This window comes from Halobacillus sp. A5 (genome assembly GCF_024189315.1).
Taxonomy (GTDB): Bacteria; Bacillota; Bacilli; order Bacillales; family Halobacillaceae; genus Halobacillus_A.
In genome coordinates this window covers 536,940-561,838 of record NZ_JAIZEO010000001.1, presented here as the reverse complement: position 1 = coordinate 561,838, position 24,899 = coordinate 536,940, and the positions used below count along the sequence as shown (strand labels likewise).

22 protein-coding genes and 1 other RNA gene are annotated in these 24,899 nt (G+C 39.9%); 4 read left to right on the top strand and 19 right to left on the bottom strand.

Annotated elements, in window-relative coordinates:
- Window positions 1-6 precede the first annotated feature (6 nt).
- Entirely contained in the window at window positions 7-1,677 is a 1,671-nt protein-coding gene (locus LF822_RS02980) for a formate--tetrahydrofolate ligase (protein WP_253922468.1), read from the bottom strand.
- Window positions 1,678-1,986: 309 nt separating this feature from the next.
- Between LF822_RS02980 and LF822_RS02975 the strand changes: the two genes are divergently transcribed.
- Entirely contained in the window at window positions 1,987-2,370 is a 384-nt protein-coding gene (locus LF822_RS02975) for a ribonuclease HI family protein (RefSeq protein WP_253922467.1), read from the top strand.
- 97 nt (window positions 2,371-2,467) lie between these two features.
- Here LF822_RS02975 and LF822_RS02970 read toward each other — a convergent pair whose 3' ends face one another.
- From LF822_RS02970 to LF822_RS02930, 9 genes are all read right to left on the bottom strand, one after another.
- On the bottom strand, window positions 2,468-2,770 hold the full coding sequence (locus LF822_RS02970) for a DUF6123 family protein (protein ID WP_256521421.1): 303 nt from the start codon (window positions 2,768-2,770) through the stop codon (window positions 2,468-2,470).
- 109 nt (window positions 2,771-2,879) lie between these two features.
- A complete protein-coding gene (locus LF822_RS02965; RefSeq protein WP_253922465.1) occupies window positions 2,880-3,377 on the bottom strand; it encodes an isoprenylcysteine carboxyl methyltransferase family protein in 498 nt (165 codons plus the stop codon).
- A gap of 1 nt (window position 3,378) precedes the next feature.
- The gene (locus LF822_RS02960) at window positions 3,379-4,464 is read right to left on the bottom strand and encodes a type III polyketide synthase (protein ID WP_253922464.1); all 1,086 of its coding nucleotides are present in this window, start codon (window positions 4,462-4,464) and stop codon (window positions 3,379-3,381) included.
- A gap of 152 nt (window positions 4,465-4,616) precedes the next feature.
- Window positions 4,617-6,110: a carboxypeptidase M32 gene (locus LF822_RS02955; protein ID WP_253922463.1), complete on the bottom strand. Its 1,494-nt coding sequence runs from the start codon at window positions 6,108-6,110 to the stop codon at window positions 4,617-4,619.
- 12 nt (window positions 6,111-6,122) lie between these two features.
- A complete protein-coding gene (locus LF822_RS02950) occupies window positions 6,123-7,259 on the bottom strand; it encodes a THUMP domain-containing class I SAM-dependent RNA methyltransferase (protein ID WP_253922462.1) in 1,137 nt (378 codons plus the stop codon).
- 124 nt (window positions 7,260-7,383) lie between these two features.
- An RNA gene (rnpB, locus tag LF822_RS02945) (RNase P RNA component class B) lies at window positions 7,384-7,763 on the bottom strand.
- Window positions 7,764-7,847: 84 nt separating this feature from the next.
- A complete protein-coding gene (gene gpsB / locus LF822_RS02940; RefSeq protein ID WP_253922461.1) occupies window positions 7,848-8,168 on the bottom strand; it encodes a cell division regulator GpsB in 321 nt (106 codons plus the stop codon).
- A 112-nt stretch (window positions 8,169-8,280) separates the two neighbouring features.
- Window positions 8,281-8,847, bottom strand: a complete 567-nt coding sequence (locus LF822_RS02935) for an SLOG family protein (protein ID WP_253922460.1) — start codon at window positions 8,845-8,847, stop codon at window positions 8,281-8,283.
- A gap of 62 nt (window positions 8,848-8,909) precedes the next feature.
- Window positions 8,910-9,317 carry a cytidine deaminase gene (locus LF822_RS02930; RefSeq protein WP_253923445.1) on the bottom strand — a complete coding sequence of 136 codons (408 nt, stop codon included), beginning with the start codon at window positions 9,315-9,317 and terminating at the stop codon, window positions 8,910-8,912.
- A 172-nt stretch (window positions 9,318-9,489) separates the two neighbouring features.
- Here LF822_RS02930 and LF822_RS02925 point away from each other — a divergent pair, with 172 nt between their 5' ends.
- Window positions 9,490-12,543, top strand: coding sequence for an efflux RND transporter permease subunit (locus LF822_RS02925; protein ID WP_253922459.1), 3,054 nt, complete (start codon window positions 9,490-9,492; stop codon window positions 12,541-12,543).
- Window positions 12,544-12,818: 275 nt separating this feature from the next.
- Here the strand turns inward: LF822_RS02925 and LF822_RS02920 are convergent, their stop codons facing one another.
- Window positions 12,819-13,190 (bottom strand): DUF1798 family protein, encoded by a 372-nt coding sequence (locus tag LF822_RS02920; RefSeq protein WP_253922458.1) that lies wholly within the window; start codon window positions 13,188-13,190, stop codon window positions 12,819-12,821.
- A 54-nt stretch (window positions 13,191-13,244) separates the two neighbouring features.
- Window positions 13,245-13,511: a hypothetical protein gene (locus LF822_RS02915; RefSeq protein WP_253922457.1), complete on the bottom strand. Its 267-nt coding sequence runs from the start codon at window positions 13,509-13,511 to the stop codon at window positions 13,245-13,247.
- A 502-nt stretch (window positions 13,512-14,013) separates the two neighbouring features.
- On the opposite strand from LF822_RS02915, the gene recU reads away from it, so the two are divergent.
- Entirely contained in the window at window positions 14,014-14,598 is a 585-nt protein-coding gene (gene recU / locus LF822_RS02910) for a Holliday junction resolvase RecU (RefSeq protein ID WP_253922456.1), read from the top strand.
- Between the two features lie 16 nt (window positions 14,599-14,614).
- Window positions 14,615-17,266 carry a PBP1A family penicillin-binding protein gene (locus tag LF822_RS02905; RefSeq protein WP_253922455.1) on the top strand — a complete coding sequence of 884 codons (2,652 nt, stop codon included), beginning with the start codon at window positions 14,615-14,617 and terminating at the stop codon, window positions 17,264-17,266.
- A 42-nt stretch (window positions 17,267-17,308) separates the two neighbouring features.
- Here LF822_RS02905 and nth read toward each other — a convergent pair whose 3' ends face one another.
- The 7 genes from nth to dinG form a co-directional block, all read right to left on the bottom strand.
- Entirely contained in the window at window positions 17,309-17,977 is a 669-nt protein-coding gene (nth, locus tag LF822_RS02900; protein WP_253922454.1) for an endonuclease III, read from the bottom strand.
- A gap of 13 nt (window positions 17,978-17,990) precedes the next feature.
- Window positions 17,991-18,686, bottom strand: a complete 696-nt coding sequence (locus LF822_RS02895; RefSeq protein WP_371925814.1) for a DnaD domain-containing protein — start codon at window positions 18,684-18,686, stop codon at window positions 17,991-17,993.
- A 71-nt stretch (window positions 18,687-18,757) separates the two neighbouring features.
- Window positions 18,758-20,050 carry an asparagine--tRNA ligase gene (gene asnS, locus LF822_RS02890; protein WP_253922453.1) on the bottom strand — a complete coding sequence of 431 codons (1,293 nt, stop codon included), beginning with the start codon at window positions 20,048-20,050 and terminating at the stop codon, window positions 18,758-18,760.
- Between the two features lie 22 nt (window positions 20,051-20,072).
- The gene (locus LF822_RS02885) at window positions 20,073-21,260 is read right to left on the bottom strand and encodes a pyridoxal phosphate-dependent aminotransferase (protein ID WP_253922452.1); all 1,188 of its coding nucleotides are present in this window, start codon (window positions 21,258-21,260) and stop codon (window positions 20,073-20,075) included.
- A 22-nt stretch (window positions 21,261-21,282) separates the two neighbouring features.
- A complete protein-coding gene (locus LF822_RS02880) occupies window positions 21,283-21,813 on the bottom strand; it encodes a hypothetical protein (protein ID WP_253922451.1) in 531 nt (176 codons plus the stop codon).
- Window positions 21,767-21,937, bottom strand: coding sequence for a YpmA family protein (locus tag LF822_RS02875; protein WP_253922450.1), 171 nt, complete (start codon window positions 21,935-21,937; stop codon window positions 21,767-21,769). The genes LF822_RS02880 and LF822_RS02875 overlap by 47 nt, the downstream gene beginning before the upstream one ends.
- 100 nt (window positions 21,938-22,037) lie before the next feature.
- Window positions 22,038-24,812 (bottom strand): ATP-dependent DNA helicase DinG, encoded by a 2,775-nt coding sequence (gene dinG, locus LF822_RS02870; RefSeq protein WP_253922449.1) that lies wholly within the window; start codon window positions 24,810-24,812, stop codon window positions 22,038-22,040.
- Window positions 24,813-24,899: the final 87 nt, after the last annotated feature.

Genomic DNA, 24,899 nt, shown 5'->3' with positions numbered 1-24,899 from the left:
AGTAACTTAAAAAAGCCCCGTTATCGAACCGTCCTCCTGGACATTCATTTTTAATGCAGCGGGTTTCTTTGGAAGCCCCGGCATTGTCATCACGTCACCTGTTAGAGCCACGATAAAGCCGGCGCCTGCAGAAACTCTTAATTCCTTTACTGTAATCGTAAATCCGCGTGGCCGACCTAATAACGCAGGGTCATCTGAAAGTGAATAAGGAGATTTCGCCATGCAGACCGGCAGATCATTGTGACCATGCTCTTCAATTTGTTTCAGCTGCCTGCGGGAAGAAGGAGTAAATTCAACTCGGGCCGCTCCGTATATTTTAACAGCAATCTTTCGAATTTTCTCCTCTACAGAATCTTTCAGCTCATAAGTGTAGGTCATAGCTCCTTTATCCTTCTTGCAGCACTCGATAACTTTTTTGGCTAAGTCAAGTCCGCCGGCCCCTCCTTTAGCAAACACTTCCGTTAAAGAAAATTCAGCGCCCTGAGCCGAGCACCATTTTTTTAAATAATTAATTTCCTGTCCGGTATCCGTTGGAAAGTGATTAATTGCCACAACATACGGAAGGTTGAACTGCTCAATGGTCTCCATATGTTTCTTTAAGTTATCGGTCCCTTTTTTTAATGCTTCGACATCCTCTTCAGCTAAGTCTTTTACCGCTGCTCCTCCGTGCATTTTTAGTGCTCTGACCGTTGCAACTATTACGACAGCAGCAGGCTTGAAGTTTCCTGCTCGTGTTTTTATATTTAAAAACTTTTCAGCTCCAAGGTCAGCACCAAAACCAGCTTCGGTAACGACATAATCACCGAGCTTAGCAGCGGATTTCGTCGCGATTAAACTGTTACAGCCATGAGCGATATTAGCAAATGGACCTCCATGGATAATTGCCGGTGTATTCTCTACCGTCTGTACTAAGTTTGGCTTGACTGCTTGATGAAGCAGCAGGGTTAATGCACCCTCAAAACCGAGATCCAAAACGGTAACAGGTTGTTTATCATAGGTGTACCCGATAATAATGGCGGCCAGTCGTCGTTTTAAATCTTCAAGACCGTCAGCCAAGCATAGAATCGCCATAATTTCTGAGGCCACCGTGATCGTAAACCCGTCCTGCCGTGGAACACCTTTCACGGGGCCCCCAAGACCCACAACTACTTCCCGAAGGGCCCTGTCGTTTAAATCCATAACCCGCTTCCAGCTGACTCGTCTAGGATCAATATGTAACTCATTCCCTTGATGGATATGATTATCTATAAAGGCTGATAGGGCGTTGTTCGCCGATGTGATCGCGTGAAGATCACCTGTGAAATGAAGATTAATATCCTGCATCGGCAGAACTTGAGAATAGCCGCCGCCGCAGGCCCCCCCCTTTATTCCCATCGTTGGACCGAGTGAAGGTTCTCTTAAAGCAATAATGGCTTTTTGATTAAGCTGGCAAAGAGCCTGACCTAACCCCACAGTAACAGTCGATTTCCCTTCGCCTGCAGGAGTTGGATTAATCGAGGTAATAAGAATAACTTTTCCATCTGACTTAGTTTCTCTATCATTTATAATAGTCGTAGAAAGTTTGGCTTTATAGTGACCAAAAGGTTCCCAGTCATTTTCACTGAGCGACAATTGTTCGGCCACATTTTTAATTGGCCACAAAGTGGATTCTAAAGCAATTTCAATATCAGATTTCATAAGGGACAGCTCCTTTATATGAACAATCTATATCTATTGTACACGGATTATAAGTTACTGAAGAATTTAATTGAAATCATCAAAGCATGGAATTATAATAGAAAACTGTTGATTCATGAGGTTTAAAAGCTTCTCCCTTCACCAAAATAAAGAGAGCTCATATAGTATGAGCAACATATACACATAGTTATTCTATGAAGTTGTGTAGGACTAAATGATCGGATAGCTGCCAGGCAGGGTCTATTTAGCTGGATTTTGAAATATCGTGCAGCAAAATCCTTCCATTCTTGTTAAGAAGGAGTTTTATAAATGATAGAAGTTTACACTGACGCAGCGACTGCCGGCAATCCGGGAGCAAGTGCAGCTGGTATTTATATTAAAGAGCATCATCAATTTAGTAAGTATCTAGGAGTATGCTCAAATCACGAAGCTGAATTTTTAGCTGTTATTCATGCCTTACTATATTGCAAAGACCATTTCGCAGGGGAAATCATCTCTATTCGGAGTGATTCCCAGCTTGTCGTGCGTTCAGCTGATGCTGAGCATTGCAGGAACCCGGTGTACTCTCCCCTTCTTAAACAAATATTAGAATTACATGGGAATTTCTCTTATGTATTTTATAAATGGATTCCTGATAAGGATAATAAACACGCGGACGCGTTAGCCAGAAAGGAATTAAAGAAGAATCAGTAGCAGAAGGGGTTTCTCTACTACTAGTATTTTATATCCCTTTGCGTGCGGAAGGAAAAAGATTGCAGGGCTGAGGGTTGAAAAAAGGGAAAACCAGCAGCTAGTGGCTGGTTCTTCTTTTAGTCTCCATATTAGAAAATCCTCTTTTTTCAAGTGTTTGATAAGCAGTTTTTTTAGATGTTACGCCCTTATCAGCTATAAGCTCCAACACACTTATGTAAAAGCTGGGGTCAAATTTCTGCTGAAATTTTAAAGTCATTTGAAGAGCTAAAATCACTTTCCAGTCTTCTGTATTTGTAGAGTTTTTACCAAAATAAATAAAGCGCACATGTTCATCCGACAACTTAAACCCCCTCGACCATAAGTCTTCCAAATAATAAGCTAATGAGTGAGATGGCTTCATAACAGTCTCCTTATCTATTACCCTATTTCGACAAAATTCTTTCTACCCCAGTATACAAAATAATAAACCAAGTGGGAATCACCTGGCTTAAAATCGGTAAAACTATCAATCATTCGAAATCACCTGATAACGCTCTTTCCTCTGCAGGTATGCGTACACTTAGAACTATAAGATGAAGCAAAGGAAAGATTACGGCGGTTACAAAAGCTTGAAAAATAAGAGGGATAATGAGAAGTTCAAAAAAGACGATCACATAGTTGGGATGTTTAACAAATTGGTAGGGGCCTCTTTCTATAAGCGGCTCTCCAGGAATAACGATAATTCTAGTGTTCCATTTTCTCCCGAGTGAAGCAATGCACCATATTCTTAAGGCTTGTAAAATTAAAAAGGAAATCATTAAAAAGGGAGCAAGCCATAACGTTTCCTCTTTAAGGAAGTACCACTCAGCAAATAAGGCCGTAAAAAAGAGAGCATGTAGCCAGATGAACAGATGATAATGGCCGGCCTCTACTTCCTTTCCTCCTCTTTTAAGCATCCATTTTTTATTCCGCCACGCGATCACCAGTTCTACTAAACGCTGGCTGACTAAAAAGAGAAATAACCACATTTTATTTCCACTCCAGACTAACAATCTCAGAAGTAAAGCCGGGCCCAAGGGAAGTCATAAAAGATTTTGTACCTGAAGCGGGCTTTGTCTCCATAATTCTATTCAGAACAAAATGAACGGTGGGAGATGACATATTGCCATGCTGCTGTAATATAGCTTTTGAATCCATCACCAGTTTTTCATCAACTCCCAGTGTAGAGACAAAAGCTTCGATTACTTTCCTACCCCCGGGATGAGCCACAATGAAAGGCATTTCCTCTACCTTTATGTCCAATTCGGCGATTCGTTCTTCTATATGCTCTTTCCAGAAAGTTTTAACCAATTTAGGTATGCTTTTTTTAAAGATGACTTCAAAACCTGTGTTGACTACTCTCCACCCCATTACGGACTGACTATTAGGTTTGGTTTTCGTACTCGATGAGGTTACTTTAGGGATGGGGGAAGCTCGATATTTAAGAAGCTGTGATTCTTCCCCGGCTAACAAAAGACACGAGGCACCATCACCAAACAATGCTGAACCGACAAAATTACTTACTCTTGCATCGTTATGTTGAAAAGTAACACTGCACAGCTCTACACAGATGACTAATATGTTGCTTTTGGGGGAGCCTTTAAGAATATCAAAAGCTTTCCCTACTGCACTTGTACCCCCGGCACAGCCCAGTCCAAAAATTGGTGTTCTTTTCACATCTTCCCGTAACCCAAGCTCATCAATTAAATAAGCATCAATGGTCGGGGTGGAGATCCCTGTCGAAGACACAAATAAGATATGATCTATTTCCTCAGTGTTGATGCTTTTTACTAAGTAAGAAGGATTCGATAAACATTTTAGAACTGCCTGCTTACTATAATCAATTACTTTATCACAGTACGCTTCGTTTACTTCTTTAAGTTGTCGTTCTTCTCTATACCAGTTTAACGGAAAAGCAAGTTGTCTATAAGTAATATCACTATTATTAAAAACAGGCATTAATTTCTTTTTATCCGATTCTTTTAAGGGAAAGATCTGTTCAATCAGATGCTGAATGTCTGACTGCTCATAATTAAATTCTGCTTCTTTAAGTCCACACGATATGATATAAGCCATAGAATTCCACCTCTTTATTCATTAAGGTGGCATAATCTTCATAAATTATCCTGTTTAATATAAAAAGAGGAAACTGCTTAAGTTTCCTCTCAGAGTATAAAAAAGAACATTGAGAACTCGACGGCCTTAAAAAAACTGCACACGTTTTCTATTTAAAACTGGTAAATTTTCTTGTATTTTTCTGTTAAATACGCAACGAGATAATCAGGATTTAAGCCTTCTCCAGTTACTTCTTCAAGAATAGCTAGAGGTTTCTTCGTCTTACCATACTTATGAATTCGCTTGGAAAGCCATTTCTTAATAACTTCAAACTCCCCTGACTTCACAGCACCTGCTACATCTACCTCTTTCTCCATCGCTCTATTGAACTGTGCAGCATACATGTACCCTAAAGCATAAGAAGGAAAATATCCAAAGTCTCCTCCAGCCCAGTGAATATCCTGCAGAACTCCCTCTGAGTCGTTTGAAGGTGTAATTCCTAAATACGACTCCATTTTCTCATTCCATAATTCCGGCAGCTGGTGAACTTGAATATCTCCACTGATTAACCCTTTCTCCAATTCATAACGCACCATAATATGAAGACAGTAGGTTAGTTCATCAGCCTCAATTCGAATGAGTGAGGGTTTTATCTCGTTTACAGCTAGAAAAAAATCATCCAGTGCTACTTGCTGGAACCGCTCTGGAGCAAAAGTCTGGAAAAGATTGTAATGCTTCTCCCAAAACTCCCGGCTCCTTGCAATAAAATTTTCCCAAAATAAAGATTGAGATTCATGAAGTCCCATGGAGGTCCCGTCAGCTAAAGGAGTAAACGATAAATCAGGATCTATGTTTTGCTCATAGAGAGCATGTCCTCCCTCATGAATGGTCCCAAACACGGCTGTACGAAAATCCTTTTCATCATACTTAGTTGTTACGCGAACATCGTTTACATTTAAACCGATAGCAAATGGGTGAATCGTCTCGTCCAGACGGCCTGCTTCAAAGTCATAACACATCCGCTTAAGAATTTCTTCACTGAATTGTTCCTGCATTTTTTTAGGGAAATGGCCTGTAAGTAAAGTGGAGTCAGGCTTTATACTGGAGGTCTGAATTTTAGATAATAAATTCGTCAATTCGTCTCTTACTTTAGGGAAGACTTGATCAAGTTTCGCTACTGTTACACCCGGCTCGTAATTGTGTAGCAGAGCGTCATAAATATGCTCCTCAAACCCCCATAATCGTGCAAATTCCTGATTATAACGAACTAATTCTTCAAGATAAGGCTGGAAGCTCTTAAAATCATTGTTTTCTTTCGCTTCCGCCCATTTTGATTCTGATGAGGTCTGCAGTGTTACGAATTCTCTATATAATCTTGTCGGAATTTTCTTCGTCCGTTCATACGTTTCTTTTGAATTGTCTAAAGCAGCGAGTAGTTTAGGAGAGGCCTCGTGTTGTTTTAATGTTTCGATTAACTCCCGCATCTCGTCACTTGTCTGTATTTCATGAACCTGCTGTGCAAGGACTCCTATAACTTCCGACCGATTCTCCATTCCTTTTTTGGGTGCTTTCGTGCGTAAATCCCACGCCATTAACCCGATTGCTTCCTCATATGCTGACTGCTCCTTTAATAATTCCCAAAAACGATTCTCCGTTAATTGAGTCAAAAGACAATCCCCCTATTTAATGTTTTTGCCGAAGAATTGATAGTAGTCCGTTTTAATAAATCCATTAAATAATTTCCGCTTCTTCGTTGCTTCACGTCCATACAAACCTTCAAAGTTTTCGTTGGAAGTTAAGATATATACACTCCAGGAAGGATAATCTCTCATAATGGTGCCTAAGTCCCGATACATGTTTTCAACTTCTTCCTTATCCCCCATCCTTTCGCCATAAGGAGGGTTGCCGATAAGATAACCATTACCTTTTCTCGGGTTAAAATCCTTCACCTGCATTTGCTTCCATTTCACTAAGTCTCCAAGACCAGCTTCTATGGCATTCGTTTTGGCAATATCAATCATTTCATGACTAATGTCGGATCCTGTGATGTCTAATGGCTGATCATAATGGGCACAGTCTTCTGCTTCTTGAAACGCTTCCTCCCACAGAGATTCATCAATAAATCCCCAGTTTTCTGAGGCAAACTCTCTATTAAAGCCCGGAGCAATATTCTGCCCGATTAAGGCTGCTTCAATCGGAATAGTTCCAGACCCGCAGAAAGGGTCTACGAAAGGCATATCCGGCTTCCAGTTTGTCGTCTGAATTAATGCGGCTGCCAGTGTCTCTTTTAATGGTGCTTCACCCTGACCTACTCGATATCCCCGCTTGTGTAACCCACTTCCTGATGTATCTATGGTAAGTAACACTTCATCTTTGTGAATGGCAACTTCAACTCGGTGAAATGCTCCTGTTTCTTTTAAAATAGAAGCTACTCCGTATTTTTGCTTTAACCTTTCCACAATCGCTTTTTTAACGATTGCCTGACAATCAGGGACGCTGTATAGTTTCGATTTAACAGATTTCCCTACAACCGGAAATTCACCATCTTCCGTTATGAATTGTTCCCAGGGCAATGCTTTTGTGCTTTCAAACAGCTCATCAAAGCTGAATGCTTTAAACCTTCCGACTAATAACCGTACTCTGTCAGCTGTTCGAAGCCACAAATTAGCTCTTGGAATAGCAGAAACAGGCGCTTCAAATATAACACGTCCATTTTCAACCTTTACCTCTTCATAGCCGAGGGCTTTGACTTCTCTAGCCACAAATGCTTCTATCCCCATGGCTGCAGTTGCAATTAATGTAACTTTTGGTGACATCCTTTACCTCCTAGTATGCTGCAACGATTTATTGTACTGTTTCATATTCAAAAAAATAACCCTTCTAAAAAGCAATTGGCTTTTTGAGAAGGGTTTTCTGTGATGATCAATGACCGATTGAATACTCTGTAAGCCATGTTCTGTTCCTTAGTACTGCAAGCGGTGGTCAACCTCGTACTCCGGTGGTAACCATCTATCTGCCGCTTTACGCGGCCTTTTTTCAGGTTGAATTCCCATCCAAAAGTGCCCCTACCTTAATTTGGGTTGCTCGCTCGCGGGGTTTACCTCGTTCCACCTGAAATATTTCTATTTCAGCTTCGTCACTGTGGCACTTTCAAGGTAGTCATACCTTATCCAAAAAGAACGTAGGTATTTTCCCTGCCGTCAGCTTTTAAGCTACCTTGACTTATGATTTCGTCAAGCACGAACACTACAAGCATCTCAGCTTGTGCGAGCATGGACTTTCCTCTGCATAGATAACCAATGCAGCGATTACCCGAGTATTCAATATTCATTGTTTTTTGCTATTGAAAGCAAGTCCTACTATAATAGCATATTCTAATCTAAAAATCACCTGTTATTTTTTGGTTACTCTTCAGCGTATTTCTTTCCAAACACTGCTTTTTCAAGGTTAGAGACGCGTTTAAGAATATCGTAATTTACTTGATGATTTTGAGTATTATTGACAGGTCGTGTGCGTTGTGTCGGCGCTTCATCACGTGAAGAGTATTTTTTTAACCGGTTGTTCTCGCTCCGAAGCTGTTCAATTTCTTTTTGGAATTTTTCATAGTCTTGAATGATAATGTCTAAGAATTCATCCACTTCTTCTTGGTTATATCCTCGCATTGATGTTTTGAAATCTTTTTCTAAAATAGCTTTTCCATCTAAATTGTACTTATCTCCACTCATTTTTATCACCTCTGTTCAGCACATTACTTATATTTTTTCAAATCCAGAGAGTATTGTCAATTTTATATTTGTTTCCAGCAGGCACTTCTGTTCATATTCACAGTTTACCCTGCTACTGGCTCCAGTAGTCAGGGTTCATCATCCTTATTTCTTCAGCCGTCTCTTCCAAGTCTGACGGGGTAATAAACAAGAGGACATAATCATGGTGCTCTTGAAATTTTTTAATTAAGTCTATCAGATATTTGGGCGAGCCAGGGGTTTCTTCATCAAAAAGTACTACACATCCATCTGAATGCTCGATAAAGAATTGATCTCTAGCCCTGAATTGATGAGGACCTTCATAATTTTTTTCATAAATTTCTTTATAAAAATCGCACTGTTCAATCAATTGTTCATAAGCAAGCTGCATGGCTTCCGGCCACCTTGACTGCTGATTTGAAAAAGGAGGTAATATTCCTAAGCTAATATCATAATCCTCTTCTTTAAGTTCAATTATCACTTCTCCGGTCCAAAGTTCAACCCCCATCTGTCCAGAGATAATAACCCATTGCAGCCCTTCATCAATTAGATTGATAAGTTTCTTCTTCACAGCTGATTTAATGATGTTAATTTTGGGATCATCGTTTTTAAAAATACCTAATTCCATAGGTTTATAACCCGTGATAACAATAGTTTTCATAGGCTCTCCTTTCACCGGTACTCTGCCATTGAGAAAAGGCTGCCTAGATCAGGGCAGCCTTTCTAAGACTCTTTTCTGATTAAATCATCCGGTGAGAATGAAAAAGGTAAAAGTTCAGACATCTTCACAGTTTTCACGGTATCAGTTAAATTCGTGAGATGAATAGTTAAATCCGGGTGGAAGAACTCACTCATAACTTGCCGACATGAACCGCAGGGCGGAACAGGCCGGGCAGTATCAGCTACTACAGCCAGTTCCTTAAATTCGTAATGCCCATCAGAAACAGCTTTAAAAATAGCAACTCTTTCAGCACAGCAGGTGACAGGGTAAGCTGCGTTTTCAATATTACAGCCAGTATATAAAGTACCGTCTTTTGTTAATAGTGCCGCCCCCACATTAAATTTTGAATAAGGTGTGTAGGCTTTGTCTCTAATTTTTATTGCTTCCTTAATTAAACGTTGAGTATCCATCATTACCTCCCCCTTTATTGGGAAGATAATTATAAAAGAATGAAACATAATTGTAAAGCGTTTTCACCTTTTTTATAATCCTGGCACATTGATAAACTTATTTTTGACACAAGTGTCAAAAATAAGTTTATACTGGAATTATCTTTTCTACTATTAATTATGGAGGTTCGAAATGAAACAGGTGATAATTTATAGAAAAATGATCTGGCTTCTTATTATAATCCTTATTTTTACCGGGGTTTTTACATATTTCCAGCTTCCCAAACGTGAAATCCCTGAAATCAGTGTTAACGTAACTACTATTTCTACCACTTACCCGGGGGCATCTCCAGAGGAGGTAGAGCGGGCAATCATTAATCCTGTGGAAGAAGAACTTCTGGATATTAGCGGAATCGAAGAATTAACATCAAATTCAACGAAAGGATTTGGAACAATTACTGCCTCCCTCAGCGAAAATGCTGACAGCGACACTGTTAATAATGAAATTCAGCAGGCTGCTGCTGATGCCTCCAGTTCGTTCCCGGATCAAGCTGAGCCTCCGAGCATCAATAAAGGCGAAAATTCCTCACCAGTAGCTGCTTATCACATGCTGGCCGATTCACATGATGAACTTTACAAAATGAGAGATACTGCAGTGCAGTGGAAAGAACAGCTCTCTGCCATTAATGGAATAAGCGATGTGGAAATTAAAGGAATTCAAGATCAAAAGGTTACTATCTCACTGGAAAATAATTCACTTGAGGAATTTCAAATAACACCCCAGCAGGTGATTGAGGCAGTAGAGCAAGAGTTATCACCTGCTGCCATTGGCACTGAAGAAGATAATGAAAAACGTTACCAACTATCCTTCGAAAAATACAGCGAACTTGCTGAATATGAAGAATTAGCAATTTCTATTGATGGAAACGGAGATCCGGTGACTTTAGGCGACATTGGAGACGTAGGAATTGAAAATAATGAGGAAGAAGATTTAATTAGCTTTAAGGGTCAGAGTGCTTTAACTTTTACGATTCTTGCCGATAAAGGAAGCAATATTTCTGCTCTTCAAGAAGAGATTGACAAAAAAATACAGAGTTTGTCAGAGGACTTGCCTAAGCAAATGACCGTCGATCAATTCTATACTCAGAGTACGGTTATAGATGAAGTATTTTCTAACTTAATTACCTCATTTGCAATTTCATTATTTGCCGTAGTTATCATCTTGGTTATTGGACTCCCTTTATCTTCAGCTGTTTTAGCTGCAGCAGCTATACCAATCTCTATATTAATAGGATTAATTCCCCTGCCGTATATAGGGGTTGATCTTAATCAAATCTCAGTCATTGGTGCCATAATTGCAATAGGAATTCTCGTTGATGACGCTATTGTAGTAAATGAAAATATCCAAAGAAGATTTCAGCTTGGAGATTCTGCTTTAGAAGGGACCGTTAATGGAGTAAGGGAAGTAAAAAAATCGATCATTACTTCTACCCTTATGATCGTATTCAGCTTCTTCCCTCTTACTTTCATTTCAGGTTCAAACGGTGAATTCATTCGTGCTTTACCAAGCTTATTAATATTTACTATAATTGGGTCTACTTTTATTGCACTCACTTTAATTCCCACAGTACAGTTTGCCAAAAGAAGAAACCTTCATAATATGAGAAATACTAAAACAGGGCTTCTCAGCGATCTTTTTAAACGTATAGAAACCGGGTATGCTGACCGGCTGCTTCCAAAGATAGTTAAAAGACCAATTCGGACAGGTATTGCAGGAATTGTAGTATGTGTATTACTATCTTTGCTGGTCATAAGAATTCCATTTGAGTTTTTCCCGGCAGCCGATCGTCCAGAAGTTACAATTTCGGTTAAATTTCCACAAGGTACAACGATTGAAAACTCTGAAGCGCAGCTGGAAACCATGGAAGAATTCATAACTTCTAACGTAGATAGTGTTACAGAAACTGCAGTGTACACAGGGTCGGGGTTACCAAACTTATTTAGTGAAACATTAAGCCAATCTGGAGAGAATACGGGGCAGCTTCTCGTCCGTGTGGACCGTGAAGCTTCAAGTGCTGTGGAATTTATTAGAGACTGGGAAAAACAGTTAAGAGAAGAATTTCCTGATGCTGAAATATTTTTGGATACTATAGTTTCCGGTCCTCCCCCATCACCTCCTGCAGAGCTTAAGCTGCAGGGACCGGATATTGATACGCTTGCAGAGCAAGCAGAAGCTGTAAAAGAACATTTGGAACAGTTAGAAGACACAGAGATCGTTACAATTGACACTGGCACGCTGCAGCCAATTAAACAATATGAGCCCGACCGTGAATTATTAGCAGAAAACAATATTCCTGTAGAGACAGTATCTTCTCAATTACAGCTGGCTAATACAGGCATTCCGCTGGGAACTTTTGATAATGGCAACGCCCGGCTCCCTGTTCAATTAATACTTGAAGATAATAACAATGAAAAATTAGCATTAGACGACATTACAATTATCGGTGAAGCCGAAGATGATGCAGCTCCAAGGGAATTTACATTAAAAGAAATTCTCAGTGTAAATGAATTAGAACAAATTGGTGTAATTCCTCATCTTGACGGCGAGCGGACAGTTACAATAGAAGCTTATCCTTTAACAGGAAGTGAGTCTGACTTTACAGCTTCGGTTCAAGATGATATTGATTCGCTTAGTGAGGATCTCCCTGAAGGATATACCTTGGAGGAAACTGGACAATCCGATGCTCAATCTGACTTTTTTGCAGAAGTTTCTAAACTTTTTGTCATTGTATTATTCCTTATCTACGGTACGATTGCATTACAATTTAATTCGCTTACCATGCCGTTTTTAGTGACGAGCAGCATATTTATAGCTGTAACCGGATCAATTATTGGCTTGTTTATCACAAACGAACCATTAAGTTTTCTAGCCGTATTAGGAATTGTCTCGCTCTCAGGGATCGTGGTAAGAAACTCTGTGATCCTGATTGAATTCATCGAACAAAACAAAAAGAGCTATTCATCTATTCAGCAAAGTATAGTCGAAGCTGGACGGGCGAGAATAAGACCGATCCTTCTAACTTCTATTACTTCCATAGCAGCTTTAACCCCTGTCATCTTTACAGGTGATGTTTTATTTAAACCATTAGCCATTTCGATAGTGTCTGGACTCCTTTTCTCGACAAGCTTAACTCTTATATTAATACCTGCTTTTTATTTAATACTTGATCGCATTCGCTCCAGATAAAACAAAAAGAAGTCGAAAAAAATCGTATAAAACATAAATAATCCGAATGATTTTGTAGAAATCAGTTCGGATTATTTATGTTAAAGAGAATTCACACTATTGCTCCGTCAAAATGCTTCGCTTTGCGTGGGCACGGCCATAAGCTTCTTCAGAAAGTAAAGAACGCTATCCTCCGGGATCTTCGGCTCGTGCTGTTCCCAAAGGAGTCTTCGCATTTTAGCTGCGCTAATCATCTGCGTTTATACAAATGTTCGTTTTTGACATCATTGCTTTACTTATGTCCCAGCCTCTTTTTGTTTATCTATATCAGTTAATATCATATCAAGTACATAATGAGAAGATTGATGGAGCTCTTTAAATCTTTTTTTATCAATATCCAGGTAATAGCTGTGCAGTATAAGCATTTCAATGTTTTCCTGAGTTGATTTTACCTGGTTTGGATGCACACTTATCCCTCGGTTTTTCACAAATGATTCAGCCGCTTCCAGCCACATAAAGGTGAGGTCAAACAGTGGCTTTGTCTCTTTCTTTACATTATGAAAGAAATCATGGTCATTTTTATCCACTGGACCCTCGGTTTCCATAAATTTTTTATGAAGCTCATCAATCAATTCCTTTACGTCCAACGTTAGCTTTTGTATCTTCATATAGAATCAAACCTTTTTCACCAAACAATAACACGTTTTAAGAAATAAGCAAAACTACCCTGCAGATTTTTTTCTTGAGGAGAGATGGAGATTCTTTTTGGAGCTTACCTTCTTTTCTTTCTTTAGGTCCTTAATCTGTTCCCTTAAATGGATAACCTCTTCTTTTAGCTGGTCAATTTCTTTCCGGTGGGATACAGCCATCGTAAATACAATTTCATCAGCTTTTAAAGAAAGTCTCTTCTCAAATAAATGAAATTTTTTCTTCAGCTGAACAAACTGACGTTCATAAGCAGCACGGGATACGGACTCATTATTATTCATCTGATCTCCTCCTAAAAATGCTCTTGCCATAATTATTCTCGTACAATTGAATAACTCCTTTAAGGATGACAAAACTAGAATTAATGCAACAAAGAAAGACATTTCAATAAATAAGGAGGAAATAACGTGGCTAAAGAGCAAAAGAAAAATAGTAAAAAGAAACCTGTTCCGGCTAAAACAGATAATCCAAAATTAGCTGGAGAAAACCGTCCTTCCACATAATAAGGTTCTTAGAAACGCTGCTGTCGAGCAGCGTTTTTCATCCATATTCTCCCCTTAAAATCTTATTGAGATACGAATTTATATTTAGTGCTTATTTTTAATTTGTATTCGCCATGTTTCTCGTTTAAAATTTGTCGTAACTTGTTCCACGTCGTATAATAGAGTGAAACCTTTTGTGCGTTTCAATCGTTAATTAAGTGGCATCTAAAGGAGGAAATTTTGTTAACACCCCCGGTTCTTTTTTTGGTATGATACCCTCATGAAGTTAGGAGGGAAATATGTGAACTACCCTAATGGGAGAAAGTCCTCTAGCCAGCCGCTAAAGAAAAAAAGCAGGCCTGATTTCAGTAACAGAGGAATGACTTTAGAGGATGACATTGCTGCGACCAACGAATATTATCGTAATGCAAAAATTGCGAATATCCATAAAAAACCTACACCTATACAAATTGTAAATGTAGATTATCCCAGACGAAGTGCAGCTGTCATTAAGGAAGCATACTTTAAACAAGCTTCTACAACAGATTTTAACGGGGTTTATCGGGGACGTTACGTAGACTTTGAAGCAAAGGAGACTAAGAATAAAACTTCCTTTCCTTTAAGTAACATCCATCAGCATCAAATTGATCATATGAAGGAGTGCCATCATCATGGAGGTATATGTTTTCTTATTGTTAAATTCTCTGTGCATGATGAAACTTACCTTCTGCCGGCGGAATATTTGTTTTCCTGCTGGAAAGATCAATTAAATGACGGCAGGAAGTCGATTCCGTATCTTGATATTAAAACTAATGGAGTTCTTATACATTTTCATTATCAAGCCAGAGTCGATTACGTCAAAGCTTTAGATAAGCTCTATTTTTGAATGGAGGAATGACGACATGGCCAACGAAAGTCAGTCGAGAGCAGCAAGAAGAAAGCAGCAGAATACTAAGAAAACAAAAGGGAAAAAACGTCCACCATTTAAAACGATTTTCATGACGTTATTAACTATTGGAATCGTTCTTATGCTGGCAGTAGGTGCACTGTTTGCTTATTATATCGCCAAAGCACCTTCCCTGGATGAAGCGCAATTATCTGATCCCTTTTCTTCTAAAATCTATGATAAAGACGATAACTTGATTACCGACGTAGCCGGAGATGAACGGAGAACACCGGTAAGTTATAACGACCTCCCTGATCAAACAGTTGATGCTGTACTAGCAACAGAGGATGTTCGTTTTTTTGATCACTTCGGGATTGACCCTCGAAGAATCGGTGCAGCTGTTCTATCAAACATAACCAACGGTTTTGGTTCAGAGGGTGCAAGTACAATTACTCAGCAGGTGGTCAAGCGTTCTTACTTAACCGCAGATAAAACTCTGGAAAGAAAAGTACAGGAACAGTTTTTAGCTATTAAGCTTGATCAGCAGTATTCGAAAGAATCTATATTAGAAATGTATTTAAATAAAATCTATTATGGACAGGGTGCTTACGGGATTGTAGAAGCTGCCGAAACTTATTTCGGCAAGGATGACTTAAATGACTTGTCCCTGCCTGAATCTGCCCTGCTGGCAGGTATGCCGCAGCGTCCTTCAGCATATGATCCATACGAAAACCCTGATTTGGCTCAGGATCGTATGAACACGGTGCTTAATTTAATGGTTCAACATGATAAAATCTCTGAAGAGGAAGCCGAAGAAGCCAAGCAGACGAATGTAGAGGATCTTTTGGCTGATCCATCCGAAGAAAGTACTCCTTACCGTGCTTTTATTGACCAAGTAGAAAAAGAAGTCGAAGAAAAAATGGATGGAGCCAACATCCATGAAGATGGTCTTAAAATTTATACAACGATTGACCCCAATGCACAGGAAGATGTAGAACAGGCGTTAAGTGACGAAGGGTCAATTTCATGGCCGGATGAGGAGCTGCAGTCCGGTGTATCAGTAACTGATACGAAATCCGGCGCCATCCGTGCAATCGGTGGCGGAAGAGACTATGCAAAAGGAAACTATAATTTTGCTACAGATATCTCCAGGCAGCCCGGCTCCACGTTTAAACCGATTACTGCCTACGGACCCGCCATTGAAAATGAAAAGCTGTCAACTTATCATCAGATTGAAGACGAAGAAATTGATATCGATGGCTGGCAGCCGAACAATTACGATGGCGAATTTAGAGGCTGGGTAAGTATGAGATACGCATTAAGCCGCTCACTTAACATTCCAGCTATTAAAATGCTGGAAGAAACGGGTACAGATAATGCTGAAGACTTTGTAACCGGGTTGGGTTTCACGATTCCTGATGATGGCAGTCTCGTACTCTCTGACGCAATTGGCGGCGGAGTCTTGACCAACCCTGTAGAAATGAGCGGGGCATATGCAGCATTTGGCAATAATGGAACGTACAATGAACCTTATACAGTCCGGGAAGTAGAATCATCTGATGGGGAGTCTACAGACTTAACTCCTGAATCTGAAAATGCGATGAGTGACTCCACTGCTTATATGATCACATCCATGCTCGAAACGGTAATGAGTGACGGAACAGGTACAGCAGCCAACGTTCCCGGACTGCCTGTAGCCGGTAAGACGGGTACAACCAACAGAGAAAATAGTGACGAGGAATCCATCGTTCCAGACGTGTGGTTCAGTGGCTACACAACCGATTATTCTGTCTCCATTTGGACTGGCTACGGTGATAACAATGTCAACTTGTCAGATAGCTCCCAGCAGATCCCTCGTCAACTATTTAAGGAGATCATGGGACAAATCTCAGAGGGGAAAGATACCGAGGATTTCCAAAGACCTGATTCGGTTGAATGGGTTGATGTTGAAGACGGTTCCCGCCCTGCTGAACTTCCGAGTGATTACACACCGGAAAGCCAGATTGTAAATGAGCTGTTCCATGTAGATAATAAACCGACGGAAACGTCAGAACAGTTTGATAAACTCGATGCTGTTGAGGGACTTTCTGCTAATTTCAATGAAGATACAGAAGCAATTGACTTGGAATGGGATTATGAAGATACTGACGATGTAACGTTTGATGTGTCAGTCGCTACCGATGGCGGAGAAGCCCGCGAACTGACAAGCACCAACAGCCGCAGTATGGAAATTTCTCAGATTCAACCAGGATCTTCCTATGAATTTACGGTAGTAGCTGTTAGTGATGACGGCGAAGCTGAAGATAGTGACCCTTCCACTGCGAGCGTTGAAGTACCTGGTGGTGAAGAGGAATCAGAAGAAACAGATGAGAATGAGGAAGAAACCGAAGAGGAGTCAGGTTCTGATAATGAAACAGGTGAAGAGTCTGAAGAGAATGAAGAAGAATCTGACAATGGAGATAATGGTAATGGTAACGGTGATGAAAACGGCAATGGCAATGGTAATGGTAATGAGAACGAAAACGGTGAAGACACCGATGAAGAACAACCCCCTTCCGATGAAGAAGAAGAAAACGGCGGCGGGGAAAACACAGATGAAGATCCTCAAAACGAAGATGACGGCTCTTCAGAAGAAGAAGGTAATTCGGAAAACAGTGAAGAAGAATAGACAGAAAAACTCCAAGCCCTGGCATCAGGGCTTGGAGTTTTTTTACTTTATCGCATCAATTTTCTCGGCTTTACGTTTTCTCTTCTGCCCTTCTCTGCATAAAAAAAGTAGTGGACAATTATGACACTGAGGGTTTTTAGCCTTGCAATGATACCTTCCAAAAAATATCATACGATGATGAGTATCGCTCCACTCATCCCTCGGTATTTTCTTCATTAATGTTTTCTCTACTTCAAGAACAGAATCTTTATAGCGACATATTGCGAGACGTTTTGATACTCGTTCAACGTGCGTATCCACTGCAATGGCTGGTTCTTTAAAAGCAACGGAGGCTACCACATTAGCAGTTTTGCGGCCTACTCCTGCCAGACTCTCCAACTCTGATTTTGTTTGAGGCACTCTTCCATCGAAACGTTCCAGCATCGTGCTGCAAAGCTTTTGAATATTCTTTGCTTTACTTCGATATAAACCGATTCTCTTTATATCCTGTTCCAGTTCTTCCAAAGGAACATTCACATAATCTTCAGGGTTTTGATATTTTTCAAATAAACCTGGAGTGACTTTATTAACTAAAGCATCCGTAGCTTGAGCTGACAAAACAACTGCAATAAGTAATTCAAATGAATTCTTGTGTGTAAGCTCGCACTCAGCTTCAGAAAACATGGTTTTAAAAGTATCTAAACAATATCTTATCTGTGCTTTGTTTAACATAGTCCTACCTCATTTATTCTTCTTCCAGCCAATTATAGTATAAAGAGACGTCACGCTTAGAAGAAGGCTTGGAAGAATTATTTTTTACCTGCCCCTGTCTGAATTTTTTGCCATGCTGCCTGGCTTGGTCGACTGTTTGTATGCCCTTCCTCTTCCATTCTCTCAATATTCTATCAATGTACTTAAAGTTCAGTTTTCCCATTAAAACGGCTTCTCTGAGTGCCGCTTTAATAAGAGCAGGTTCCTGTTCTTCCTGATCAAGCCAGATATTAATATTTTCTATTTCAAACGGAGAAAGCGGACGGCCGAACTCTTGTTCAAATAGAGGGAACAGGTTATCCGGCTGAGAAGAAAAGTCTTTTTGTTTTTTGGGTAGCTGAAATAATTTCTCCCAAAGGGGTTCGAGAGAATAGCATTCATTCCCGACCATTCCTTCCTGATCTTTCTGCTCGATGGAAAGAAGCTGTTTCTGAATAAGGCTTCGCAAAATTTTAGAGCACTCTTCCTCAGTAAAAGACGTTACACTGGTAATTTCATTTGGGGTAGGAAATGAATTCCCGTCTAAACGAAATTGATGGATTTGTAAAATAGTCACCAGTTCTTTCTCTGCTATGCCTAAGCTTCTATATTCCAAAAGCAATACTCTTGGTATTGAAATTTGACTATCTAATACCGCTTGATAATTATAATAGTTAGCGATATTCCTCACCTCATTCTTTGATGCTAAATAATGAAAACACCGACATAGACAGCTGATTATCGGTGCTTTCATTCACTATATTAAGGATATAATCGGTTTAGTAGTCGAGGGAATGGGATAGTTTCTCTTACGTGTTCTACACCGGAGATCCAGGCAACTGTACGTTCAAGTCCTAGACCAAAACCGGAGTGTGGTACAGTTCCATATTCACGCAGCTGCAGGTACCATTTGTACGCATCCCCTGTCAAATCATGCTCTTCGTAACGCTGACGCATAAGTTCAAGATCGTCAATTCGCTGCGATCCTCCTATAATCTCGCCATACCCTTCAGGGGCAATTAAATCAGCACAGAGAACCACCTCGGAACGCTCTGGATGCGGCTTCATGTAGAAAGCTTTAATTTCCGCCGGATAATTTGTAATAAACACCGGTTTGTCAAAGCTTTCTGCAATTGCCGTTTCATGCGGTGCGCCGAAGTCTTCTCCCCACTCTATATCATTAAACCCTTTGTCTTTAAGCAGCTGAACCGCATCATCATAACTAATTCTAGGGAAAGGAGCTTTAATCTTTTCCAGGGTACTAGTGTCACGGTCTAATGCTTCCAAATCGAGCTTACAATTAGTTAATACGGATTGAATAACATGAGAGACATATTGTTCTTGAACGACCAGGCTCTCCTCGTGGTCCATAAATGCCATTTCCGGCTCAATCATCCAGAACTCAATCAGATGACGGCGGGTTTTTGACTTTTCGGCACGAAACGTCGGACCAAAACTAAATACTTTTCCAAACGCCATAGCGGCTGCTTCCATGTAAAGCTGTCCGCTTTGAGAAAGATAAGCATCCTCATCAAAGTACTTCGTATGGAAGAGTTCTGTCGTTCCCTCTGCTGAGGAACCTGTTAATATCGGCGGGTCCACTTTGACATAACCATTTTCATTAAAAAATTCATATGTGGCGCGGATAATTTCATTTCTGATTTTCATAACGGCATGCTGCTTTCGTGAACGAAGCCACAAATGACGATGGTCCATAAGAAATTCTGTGCCGTGTTCTTTAGGTGTTATCGGATAGTCTTTGGCTTCCTGAATAATCTCAAAGCCGCTGACCTGCATCTCATAACCAAAAGAAGACCGAGTATCTTCTACAATAACTCCGGTTACATACAAAGAGGATTCCTGAGTCAGCCCTTTTGCTTCCTGAAACTTTTCATCGCCAAGCTCCGCTTTTACAGCAACACCCTGCATAAAGCCGGTTCCGTCTCTTAGCTGCAGGAAAGCGATCTTTCCACTAGACCTCTTATTTTGAAGCCATGCACCTATTGTAACTTTTTCACCCACGTACTTAGACACTTCTGCGATTGTCGTTTTCACTATTTTAAACCTCCAAATTCAACTATGATTGACTCTTATTTTCAATAAAATGTTTAATTCGCTTAGATGCTTCTTCCAGTTGATCGAGAGAAGTAGCATAGGATAATCTTACATTTTCCGGAGAACCAAAGCCGGACCCCGGTACTAAAGCTACTTTTTCTTCTTCCAGTAAAACTTTCACCCAATCATCTACTTTGTCAAAACCACACATAGAAGCTGCTTCTTTCACATTAGGGAACAAATAAAAAGCACCTTTTGGTTTTTCACAATGAACACCAGGAATATCAACTAACCAAGTATGAAGTTTAGCCAGCCTTTCTTTAAACGCTGCTCTCATTTCTTCTACAGCGGCATCGGAACCCGTATAAGCAGCAAGTGCGCCATACTGTGCCAGAGAAGTCGGGTTTGAGGTAGAGTGCGATGCCATACTTGTCATGGCTTTTATAATTTCTTTATTTCCTAATGCGTAGCCTATTCTCCACCCTGTCATCGAATGAGACTTTGATACGCCGTTAATTATAATGGTCTGTTCATACAGCTCTTTAGATATCTCAGCTATAGAAACGTGCTGTTCCTCAGTATAAATTAATTTTTCATAAATTTCGTCTGATACAATTAATATATTATGTTCCAGGCAGACTTGTCCAAGAGCCTCAAGTTCTTCTTTAGAATACATCATACCCGTTGGATTGCTGGGGGAGTTTATAATAACTGCTTTTGTTTTGTCCGTAATGGAAGCTTCAAGCAGTTCAGGAGTCAGTTTAAACTGATTTCGCTCTTCTGTCTGAACGACTACCGGGCTGCCCTCTGCTAACTTTACTTGTTCAGGGTAGCTGACCCAGTAAGGAGCAGGAACAATAACTTCATCTCCTTTATTCAGCAATACTTGAAATAAGGTGAACAAGGCATGCTTGGCACCAATCGTTACGATCACTTGATCCTGTGTATAAGCCAGCCCTTGATCAGCTGCCATTTTATTAATAATAGCTTCCTTTAATTCAGGAATTCCACCAGCAGGCGTATATTTAGTCAACCCTTCATCCATAGAACGTTTAGCTGCTTCAATGATGTGGGCAGGTGTGTTGAAATCAGGTTCACCGGCACCGAGGCCGATCACGTCATGCCCTTCTGCTTTAAGTGCTTTTGCTTTTGCCGTAATTGCTAATGTGCTTGATGGTGTTAAAGATTGTACCCTTTGTGCTAAATCCAATTTGCTCACTCCTTAAATTTTTTCAAGTCTGCCGAAAAGCAAAACGTTGTACTTCTTCCCCATTTGTTACATCTAAGTATTCCAATACATATCGACTGCTTTCGTCCTTATACGTCACTTCCCAAACGGGACGATTCTCTTCATATGCAAGCTGAATGTCAACGAATTCACAACCACTGCACTCATTAACATTTTTCTTCGCTGCCTGCTCACCGATCATGTCCGCTGCTGGGACGGATGCTAACTCTTCTTTGTTTTCCATGTCAATAAACACATGAGTTTCTTCGTCATTTTCATTTACTCCACTGACGATATGAATAGGAAATTCACCATTATACCGACTAACTTCACTTGTATTTTCAAGTAGATTTTCAGATCGAACAAATTCTTTTACTTCATCGTATTGACCAGTTTTTGAGTCTTCAATATGAAGATACATCCAGGCTGACAGTGTACTTACTATTACAAATAGTATACCGAGTACGAGAAGAACCCACTGCGCCCATTTAGGTACGGTAAATCGTGAAGACGGCTGTGTCCTGATCATTTTCATCAAGGGCCATTCCAAACATTAAATTTTCTTCCTTCAATGTACGGTTCAGTGTATCCACAATTTTATAAAGGTCATCGGTTTTTTGAACACGTACAGTTGACAGTGTTTCAACTTTATTTGACATTAGACATATCTCCTAACTGCTTATTCATTTGGTTCTTCATCGGTAAATTCCTAGTCTATTATAACAGGTCCACAGCTTTTTTTTGTAATAATCCACAGATTTACAGCCATTTCTCTACTTGTTTTATTAAATTTCCAGTTGAATCGTAAGTCGTAGGAACCTCAGGGATCGAAGCTCTGAAGTATTTTCCATACCGGGCTTCTATAATTCTTTGGTCACAGACAAACACAATTCCTCGGTCAGTACGGGCTCTAATCAGCCGCCCAAAGCCCTGTCTAAATCGAATAATAGCTTCAGGAAGAGAATAATCCATGAAAGGGTTTTTCCCCTCTTCTCTTAACACTTGCTCTCTTAAGCTTTGTAAGGGCTGGCCTGGTGGTTGAAATGGAAGCCTGACGATCATCAGGCATGACAAATCGTCTCCCGGAATATCAATCCCTTCCCAAAATGAACTGGTTCCGAGCAGAATCGACTGGTCAAAGGCTTGAAAATTTTTCTTTAAACGGTCTCTGCTGCCGCTTGAAACTCCTTGGCCAAAGATCATATATTCTTCTGGATTTATCATTTCCTTTAGCAGATAATATGTTTTTCTAAGCATGTCGTAGGAGGTAAATAACACAAGCATCCGGCCTTTAGTTATCTGGGCTAAAGAATATACAGCTTCGCTAACGGAATAGATAAACTCCTCCGGGTTTTCCCTTACGTTAGGAAAATCGTTAGGAATCATCAACTTTGCCTGTTCGGCAAACTTGTAAGGAGATGAAATAACCTTCTCTACAACCTCTTTATCTTCACTTAAACCGAGACTTTTCCTTACGAAATTGAAAGTCTTTCGTGTGGTTAAGGTGGCACTTGTTAATACAACACTGCTTTTATTAGTAAATAACTTCTGTGATAAAAGTTCATTAAGATTGACAGGTTCACTGAACATGTAAAAAGAATGCTGATGACCGCTTCCCTCAATCTCGATCCATTTTGCCTCATTTCTCGTATCTTTTTTAAAATAATACTGAAGCTGGTTAATGATTTCGGTGCATTTAGTTTCTTTCTGAATTAATCTGGAGATCAAAATATTGGTCGTTTGATGAGAAGGGAAAGCACTGTACTGATCAATAATGGAGCGTAAATTGCGTTTTATATATGATACCTTAGACAAGAAACGATCCATCATTTCTGAAGCTGTAGAAATCATTGCTTGATCTTTTACAAAATCAAGACTGTATTGGATACGGCCGATATCACTTTTTGTCTTACTGGCAGGCCGTGTCTTTTTAACACGATGAAAAATAAACTTCGACATTTGACTTAACTCTTCTTTTGCCTGTTCGACAACCACTTTAATCTGTTCAAGCTTAGATCTCATTTGCTGGGGACCATTGATAAAATGCTGGTCGAGAAGCAGCTCGTTTAAGTAGGTGAACTGGCTTTGAAGTTCCTTATAGTTAAGCTGAATTCCAAAGTAACGACCCGCTGTTGCAGTAAATTGATGAGCCTCATCGATAATAACTTTACCATACGCAGGTAGCTGCTGGTGTTCATTTACTAAATCTAAGCTTAATAAAGAATGATTGGTAATTAAGACGTCAGCGTTATTCGCTTTTTGTTCTGCAAACGAATAAAAGTAGTTATCTACCTTTCTATGCTTACTTGTTTGTTCTGAAGAAATTTTATGCCAGAATCGCTGGCCGTTAGAGGGCAGCTGAATTTCATCAATGTCTCCAGTTATAGTTTGAGTAAGCCATACTAAAATCATTGATTTAGCTAAAGCTTCATCATAATTATCTAGATGACTGTTCTCAAGCTCATAGCTGAAATGCACTAAACTAATATAATGTGCTTTTCCTTTAAACAGCTCTACACAGAAAGGATTTTGAAATAACTTAAATAATTTAGGAATTTCTTCATTTAATAGCTGTTTCTGCAAAGAAGTAGTGTAGGTCGAAACCACAATTGTTTCTTCATTTTTCAAGGAATAATAAATGGCTGACAATAAGTAAGCAATCGATTTGCCCGTCCCGGCTCCTGCTTCTATCAAAGCGTGCTTATTTGCTGCTAATGCATGGTATACAGACTCTGACATTTCTTTCTGCCCTGTTCTCAGCTCAAAATTAGGAATAGCCTTGTTCAGACCTTCTTTCCCGGAAAACACTTCTTCAAGCCAATCAGGAAAACTTAATGACATCCCTTGATTCCTTTTAACATCTGCAGAGAGTTTCTTCACTGCAAGCCCGTGCCTCAGTTGATAGAGTTTATCTTCTGAAGCTGAGTACCTTAGATCATCGATCGCTTTTTCAAAAAATGGCCGTAGATTACTTTTTAATTTTTCAGTAACCTTTAACAACTGACGGAGTGTTCGTTCCGGCAGGTCTGTTATCCGATCAAGTAAATAAAGCAGCAGTTCACCAGTAACTTGAGCATCAGATAACGCCCTGTGAGGACGATCATGTCCTAAATTAAACTGAGCGGCCAGCGAACCTAATTTAAAGCTTGTGGAAGCGGGGACTAGAATCCTGGCCAGCTCTACAGTGTCAATGACAGGGCTGCTCAGAGATGGAAGCCCGTTTTGGTTAAGTTCAGCGTTTAAAAAACCGAGATCAAACTCCACATTATGAGCTACTATGTATGCATCTTTACATAATCTATAAATCTCTTCTGCTATTTCTGAAAACAGAGGAGCACCACTTACATCTTCGTTATTAATTCCCGTTAATGAAGTAATGAATGGAGGGATTTCACGTTCGGGATAAACGAGGCTAGAAAACTTTTTGCTAACCTTAGTTCCATTAATAATAACGACACCGATTTCAATAATACGATCTTGCTTCGAGGACGAATTTCCTGTGGTTTCAAGATCGATAATGGCAAATACTGCCATAAAAACCCCTCCTTAAACACTTTCAACTGACACAAATGAAGGACCTTGCCTATAAACGGGCTAAGATCCTTGTGTTTTCACGTCAAT

Bases quoted from the DNA above. Each gene is read 5' to 3' on its own strand.
- LF822_RS02920 (WP_253922458.1), bottom strand. From the start codon at position 13,190: ATGAAGATACAAAAGCTAACGTTGGACGTAAAGGAATTGATTGATGAG.
- LF822_RS02960 (WP_253922464.1), bottom strand. From the start codon at position 4,464: ATGGCTTATATCATATCGTGTGGACTTAAAGAAGCAGAATTTAATTAT.
- LF822_RS02935 (WP_253922460.1), bottom strand. From the start codon at position 8,847: ATGAAAACTATTGTTATCACGGGTTATAAACCTATGGAATTAGGTATT.
- LF822_RS02925 (WP_253922459.1), top strand. From the start codon at position 9,490: ATGAAACAGGTGATAATTTATAGAAAAATGATCTGGCTTCTTATTATA.
- LF822_RS02975 (WP_253922467.1), top strand. From the start codon at position 1,987: ATGATAGAAGTTTACACTGACGCAGCGACTGCCGGCAATCCGGGAGCA.
- gpsB (WP_253922461.1), bottom strand. From the start codon at position 8,168: ATGAGTGGAGATAAGTACAATTTAGATGGAAAAGCTATTTTAGAAAAA.
- LF822_RS02915 (WP_253922457.1), bottom strand. From the start codon at position 13,511: ATGAATAATAATGAGTCCGTATCCCGTGCTGCTTATGAACGTCAGTTT.
- LF822_RS02875 (WP_253922450.1), bottom strand. From the start codon at position 21,937: ATGTCAAATAAAGTTGAAACACTGTCAACTGTACGTGTTCAAAAAACC.
- LF822_RS02970 (WP_256521421.1), bottom strand. From the start codon at position 2,770: ATGAAGCCATCTCACTCATTAGCTTATTATTTGGAAGACTTATGGTCG.
- nth (WP_253922454.1), bottom strand. From the start codon at position 17,977: ATGTTAAACAAAGCACAGATAAGATATTGTTTAGATACTTTTAAAACC.
- LF822_RS02965 (WP_253922465.1), bottom strand. From the start codon at position 3,377: ATGTGGTTATTTCTCTTTTTAGTCAGCCAGCGTTTAGTAGAACTGGTG.
- LF822_RS02905 (WP_253922455.1), top strand. From the start codon at position 14,615: ATGGCCAACGAAAGTCAGTCGAGAGCAGCAAGAAGAAAGCAGCAGAAT.
- LF822_RS02950 (WP_253922462.1), bottom strand. From the start codon at position 7,259: ATGTCACCAAAAGTTACATTAATTGCAACTGCAGCCATGGGGATAGAA.
- LF822_RS02980 (WP_253922468.1), bottom strand. From the start codon at position 1,677: ATGAAATCTGATATTGAAATTGCTTTAGAATCCACTTTGTGGCCAATT.
- LF822_RS02880 (WP_253922451.1), bottom strand. From the start codon at position 21,813: ATGAAAATGATCAGGACACAGCCGTCTTCACGATTTACCGTACCTAAA.
- dinG (WP_253922449.1), bottom strand. From the start codon at position 24,812: ATGGCAGTATTTGCCATTATCGATCTTGAAACCACAGGAAATTCGTCC.
- LF822_RS02930 (WP_253923445.1), bottom strand. From the start codon at position 9,317: ATGGATACTCAACGTTTAATTAAGGAAGCAATAAAAATTAGAGACAAA.